This window comes from Actinomycetota bacterium, from assembly GCA_036280995.1.
Classification (GTDB): Bacteria; Actinomycetota; CALGFH01; order CALGFH01; family CALGFH01; genus CALGFH01.
On the sequence record DASUPQ010000055.1, the window covers coordinates 1 to 5,939 of the forward strand.

At 69.9% G+C, this 5,939-nt stretch carries 4 protein-coding genes and 1 tRNA gene; 3 read left to right on the top strand and 2 right to left on the bottom strand.

All coding sequences use genetic code 11. From position 1 onward, the window contains the following. The first annotated feature begins 87 nt into the window (after window positions 1-87). A complete protein-coding gene (locus tag VF468_01480; protein HEX5876994.1) occupies window positions 88-651 on the top strand; it encodes a hypothetical protein in 564 nt (187 codons plus the stop codon). Window positions 652-1,058: 407 nt separating this feature from the next. Beyond that, complete coding sequence (locus VF468_01485; GenBank protein HEX5876995.1) at window positions 1,059-3,266, top strand: LuxR C-terminal-related transcriptional regulator; 2,208 nt, start codon at window positions 1,059-1,061, stop codon at window positions 3,264-3,266. A 132-nt stretch (window positions 3,267-3,398) separates the two neighbouring features. Here VF468_01485 and bcp read toward each other — a convergent pair whose 3' ends face one another. After that, window positions 3,399-3,869: a thioredoxin-dependent thiol peroxidase gene (gene bcp, locus VF468_01490; protein ID HEX5876996.1), complete on the bottom strand. Its 471-nt coding sequence runs from the start codon at window positions 3,867-3,869 to the stop codon at window positions 3,399-3,401. Between the two features lie 207 nt (window positions 3,870-4,076). Between bcp and VF468_01495 the strand changes: the two genes are divergently transcribed. Then, a tRNA-Leu gene (locus VF468_01495) sits at window positions 4,077-4,159 on the top strand. Window positions 4,160-4,595: 436 nt separating this feature from the next. Here VF468_01495 and VF468_01500 read toward each other — a convergent pair. Further along, window positions 4,596-5,861 carry an IS256 family transposase gene (locus tag VF468_01500; GenBank protein ID HEX5876997.1) on the bottom strand — a complete coding sequence of 422 codons (1,266 nt, stop codon included), beginning with the start codon at window positions 5,859-5,861 and terminating at the stop codon, window positions 4,596-4,598. Window positions 5,862-5,939 lie beyond the last annotated feature (78 nt).

The following is a 5,939-nucleotide window of genomic DNA, read 5'->3' on the forward strand; positions in this document are numbered from 1 at the left end:
AGGCCGAACGGCACCGATGTGAGCAGGGGCCCGCTGGCCTGCCGGCGGCCCCTGCTCGTCTCCCAACACCCATGAAGGAGCCACACTGTGACAGCTGACAACACCGTCTCCCGTTCCCTGCACGACCTCGGTCTGGCCACCTGGTTCGGCGGCTCGCTGATGGGCGCGGTCGGGCTCAACGGAGCCGCGGCCGACGTGGAGGAGCCCACCCAGCGGCTGCGGGTGGCCAACGCGGGCTGGAACCGCTGGACCCCGGTCAACCTGGCCGGCATCGCCGCCCATGTGGTCGGCGGGGCCGTCCTGCTGGGGGCCAACAAGGGCCGGGTGGCCAGCCAGCGGGGCGTGGCCCAGGCCACCGTGGCCAAGACCGCCCTCACCGGCGCCGCCCTGGCCGCCACGGCCTGGTCCCGGGCCCTTGGGGCCAAGCTGGACCACTCTGGTGAGGCTCCGGTCGAGGGCGGCACCGACCCCGGCGACGGTACCCCTCAGGATGTGGCCAAGGCCCAGCGCCAGCTCAAGGTGCTGCAGTGGGTGATCCCGGCCCTGACCGGGGCGGTGCTGGTCCTCAACGCCCGCATGGGCGAGCAGCAGCGACCCGCCCAGGTCACCGGCGGCCTGCTCGGCCGCCTCCGACCAGGACGCGACGCCTGACCAACCCGGCCTCCCGCCCGGATCACCGGAACGACTGGGCCACCCTCGGCCTCGGCAGCGCCATCGCCATGGCGGTGGTGGCCGGCCCACGCCCGACCGCGAGGGCGACGCCGGGGCGACCCGCCTCACCAGCCCCGCCACCCAGGAGGCCACGGCCGAACGGGTCAGCCGGTCACGCCGCGACCGCTAGCAGCGACGTCCGGGGGATCCTCGGCCTTTGCTATCGTGCCTGCCTGGCGATGAATTTAGAGGGAACGCCGAGGTGATGACGGTGGCCTTCCACCCCCGCGGCCGGATGTTCGCCCGACCGGGTAGGTAGGGCTGTGGCGAGGCGTTCGCACCTTCACGAGGTCAAGGAATCAGCCGATCCGGAGGCGGCCGGCGGCGACCTCGGAGGGCGCGGACCGGTGCTGCTCGAGACCAAGCTGCACGTGCCCACGCCGAGTCCGGCGTTCGTGCCCCGCCCCCACCTTCTCGCACTCCTCGACGCCGGGGCGGATCGACAGCTCACCCTGGTCCAGGCACCGACCGGCTTCGGCAAGACCACCCTCCTGGCGGCGTGGGTCACATCCGGGAGCGATGACCGGCCCTGCGCCTGGGTGTCCCTCGGCTCGGACGACAATGACCCGCTACGCCTGTGGACCTACCTGATCGAGGCGCTCCACCGGGTGGACCCGGCCATCGGTGCGCGCTCGCTGGCGGCGTTGCGGGCTCCTGGGGTCAGCCTCCTCGACGTCGCGCTGCCACTGCTGCTCAACGAACTGACCGACCTGGCCCGTCCGGTGGTCCTCGTGCTCGACGACTACCACGTGGTGAAGAACCAGGAATGCCACCGCTCGGTCGCGTTCCTCATCGAACACCTTCCCAAGACCATGCAGCTCGTCATGTCGACCCACTCCAACCCGCCGCTTCCCTTGGGACGGCTCCGGGCACGCGGCCAGCTGCTCGAGCTGCAGGGCGCCGACCTACGCTTCACCGGCGAGGAGACGGCGGCGCTGCTGAACGACAGACTCCAGCTCCAACTCGACCCGGCCGATCTGGCCATCCTGCACCATCGCACCGAAGGCTGGCCCGCAGGCCTGCACCTCGCCGCGCTCACACTCAAGGGCCATCCCAATCCCCGCACCCGCGTCAAGAGCTTCTCCGGCAGCCACCAGCACGTCATCGACTATCTCGGGGCCGAGCTGCTGGACGCGCAGCCACCACAGCTCCGACGCTTCCTGCTCCGCACGTCGATCCTTGAACGGCTGTCGGCCGACCTGTGCGATGCCGTCACCGGCAGCGAGGGCGCGGCCGGCCTCCTTCGCCAGCTGGAGCGGGCCAACCTGTTCCTCCTGCCGCTCGACGAGCGGCGGCAGTGGTACCGCTACCACCATTTGTTCGCGGACCTGCTGCGGCACGAGCTCGCCGCATCCGAGCCCGAGCTGATCTCGGTCCTGCACCGGCGGGCGAGCGCCTGGTACCGGCAGGCAGGCTTCCCCGACGAAGCGATCCACCATGCCAGCGCCGCCGGCGACTTCGATGAGGTTAGCGAACTCATCGCCCGCCACTGGATCTCCTACGTCGACCGCTGGCTGATCGCGACGGTACGAGATTGGCTGCGGGCCCTTCCTCCGGCTGCCGTGCGTTCAGATCCCGTCCTCACGCTGGTGTCCGCCTGGATCGCCCTCGCCTTCCATGAGCCCGCGGAGATGGACCGCTGGCTCGCCATCGCCGAACAGCTCCCCTCGCAGGGGCCGCTGGCCGACGGCACCCCCTCGCTGGAAGTCGGCATCGTCTCGTTACGTGCCGTCAGCGGATTCCAGGGTATCGCCGCCAAGCTGGCGGCCGCGCGGCGCGTGCTGGAGCTGCAGACCGATCCGGCCAGTCCCTGGCGCTTGAGCGCCTTTTGGGCGCTTGGCTACAGCCTCTACCTCTCCGGCAGGACGGCCGAGGCACGGGCGCCGTCCGAGGAGGCCGTCCGTCTCGGTGAGGACTCGCCGGTGATCACGACCAGGATCCGCTCGCTGGTGCTGCTTGGACTCATCGAGGACGACCAGGGCCAGGGCGACGCCGCCGCGGTACACGAGCGCCGGGCATCCGAGCTGGTCCAAGCTAACGGGCTGTCCGAAAGCCCCACGGTCGCGTGCGCCTACATCCTGCAGGGCAGGATCCGCAGGCGTCGAGGTGACCTGGACGGCGCCCTGGCGGCACACGAACGAGCCTACGCACTGCAGCGCTATCCCATCGAGCGCTTCCACGCGCTGGTGGAGCTGCTGCCAGTCCGCCTCGCCCGTGGCGATCACACGGGAGTCGAGACGCTGGTGGCCGAAGCCGGCCGGCTGCAAGCGACCGGCATCGACTTCGGGGTCCTGCCGCAGCGGCTGCGGGCGGCCACGCAGCGCCTGGACGTGGCCGAGCACCACATGGCGCAACCCTCCGAGGCGCTCAGCGCGCGCGAGGTCGATGTGCTACGGCTCCTCTCGGGCCAGCTTTCGCAGCAGGCCATCGGAGATGCGCTCTACATCACCCGCGACACGGTAAAAAGCCACACCAAGGCCATCTACCGCAAGCTCGGGGTCTCCTCGCGTGAGGAGGCGGTTGCCCTCGCCCGTCGGCTTGGCCTCATCCCCTGACCGCGTAGACGGCGCTCAGCCGCATGGCCTGCCCGCCTGCTGAGCCGGTTCAGCTCCTACTCAACGGCAGGTCCAGACACGCCGGCGCATCTCGGCACGCGCCATGTCGGTGAGCGACGCGAGACGCCGCGGTCAGAGCTTGGGGCCGAGCGCTTCGAGGACCTTGGCGGCGTGGCCGTCGGCCTTGACGTTGTGCCAGGCCCGCTCGATGCGGCCCTGCTCGTCGACCAGGAAGGTCGAGCGCAGCACCCCGATGCTGGTCTGGCCATACCTGGTCTTCTCCCCCCAGGCGCCGTAGGCGTCCATGACCTGGTGGTCGGCGTCGGTCAGCAGCGGGAACCGGAGGCCGTACTTGTTGCGGAAGCGCTGGTGGCTCTGGGCGTCGTCGCGGGAGATGCCGATGACCGGTACGCCGGCGGCCTGGAAGGCGGCCAGGTTGTCGTTGAACTGGCAGGCCTCGCGGGTGCAGCCCGGGGTGTCGTCGGCCGGGTAGAAGTAGACGAGCACCTTGGTGCCCTTGAAGTCGTCCAGCGACACCGGGTTGCCGTCCTGGTCGGGCAGGGTGAACGTCGGCGCCTGGGCGCCGGCCTCAAGCTGGGGCATGGTGCTCCTCACTACGGTGGGTGAATGGGGACATAACTCAGCGTTCGCTCACGCCAACGTGTCGTCCTGTTTGAGGCGACTGTCGCGTGCAACTGTGGCGAAGTAGTCGCGACGGACGGGCGGTCGTACGTGGAGGACGGCTCGATGTCTCCCACGACGCCAGAAAGAGAACGCATAACTTTGCCGTCGACGGTTGACGGTGACCTGGGGAAACGGCGATCCGCACAGCGCTTCCCCGCCGTTTGCTGACACGGAAGAGGTCACAGGTTCAAACCCTGTCGCGCCCACCATAAGGCTCTGAACAGCAGAAACGCCGCTGGCCCTTCTCTCCGCACGGCCGCAGAAGCCAAGAGAACACTTTACCGTTAGGAAACATCCTACGGAGTTGGACCCTCTATCCTTGGTCGGTCTTCTGACCAGCGCCTTTGCCCCCCACTTCACTCCGCCGGGCGGCATGCGGGGGCGCAGAGCGGTCGGAGAGCGCTTAGCTGAGAGCGCTTAACTGATCGACCGGCGGATCCCTGACCTCAGGGATGCTCATGAACGCAGCGTGATGGGAGGGCCCGGCGCCCGGTGAGCTTGTCGACCAGCGAGCCGGCGTTCAGAGTCTCGGACGTACTCGAGCGCCGAGACTCTGAACGCCGGCGTGTGCCGGAGCGTGAGGGGTCACTCCTGATGTGCTCCAGGAGGAATCGTCAAGAGTTGTGGATTGCCGGTCCTGTGTGATCACGCGGCGACCTCCTGAACCTCGTCAGGACGCTCAACCATCACCCCCTTGTCGAACCGCGCGCCGGCCCGGACCAGCGCGACCAGCTGCGGGCCGTTGACCGCCCGCCAGCGGTCCTGGGCGGCCTCCAGCAGCTTGAAGGCCATCGCCAACCCCGCGGCCTTGGAGCCGGGGCCCTTCGTCACTCGAGTTCGCAGCCGGACCGTGGCGAAGGTGGACTCGATCGGGTTGCTGGTCTTCAGGTGCAGCCAGTGCTCGGCTGGGAAGTCGAAGAAGCACAGCAGCTCCTCGGCGTCGTCGACGATCTTGGCCACCGCCTTGGGCCACTTGGCCCCGTAGTCGCGCGCGAACACCTCGATGGCGCGCTGGGCATGGTCACGGTCGGGAGCATCCCGGATCTCGTTTAGCGCCTTGCGCGCCCCGGCGTGCACGGCCTTGGGCAGGCAGCCAAGCACGTTGGCGACCTTGTGGACCCAGTCGCGCTGGTGGCGGGTGGCCGGGAACACGTCGCGCAGCGCCGCCCACAGCCCCAGCGCCCCGTCACCGACCGCCACCACCGGCGCCCGCATCCCGCGCCGCCGTAGGTCCCGCAGGACCTCCGCCCAGCTGTCGGTCGACTCGCGCTCCCCGTCAGCCACCGCGACCAGCTCCTTGGTGCCATCGGCGCGCACGCCCACGATCACCAGGCAGCACAGCCGAGCCTGCTCCAGCCGCACCCGGAAGTGGATGCCGTCGGCCCAGACGTACACGTAGTCACGGTCGGACAAGTCACGGTGGCAGAACGCCTGGTAGTCGGCCTGCCAGCTGGCCAGCAGCCGACCAACGGCCGCGGCTGACAGCCCGGCCGCCGAGCCGAAGAACGCCTCCAGGGCGGGCACGAAGTCGCCGGTGGACAGCCCGTGCAGGTACAGCAACAGCAGCACCTCAGCGACCTTCGGGCTGCGTCGGCACCAGGGCGGCAGGATGACCGAACGGAACCGAACCCGCTCGCCAGTCACCGGGTCGACCCGGCGATCGTCCACCCGCGGCGCCCGCACCTGGACCGCACCGGCGGCGGTCGTCACCGCGCGCTGGCGGGCGTGGCCGTTGCGCACCACCAGCCGCCGGCCACCCTCGTCACGCTGGGCAGCGTGGGCGGCCAGGTAGTCGTCGACCTCGGCCTCCAAGGCGGCAGCCAGCATGCGCCTGGCGCCCTCGCGGGCCAGCTCGTCCAGATCCGCGTGGAGCTCGGTACGCGCAGCTTCATCGGCCACTACACTCAGCATGCGGCGCTACCCTCCTCACCGGCGTTGCCGCGCCGGTCTCCCACCTGGGTTGGTCAAGCAGGAGGGTACGTCGCGCTC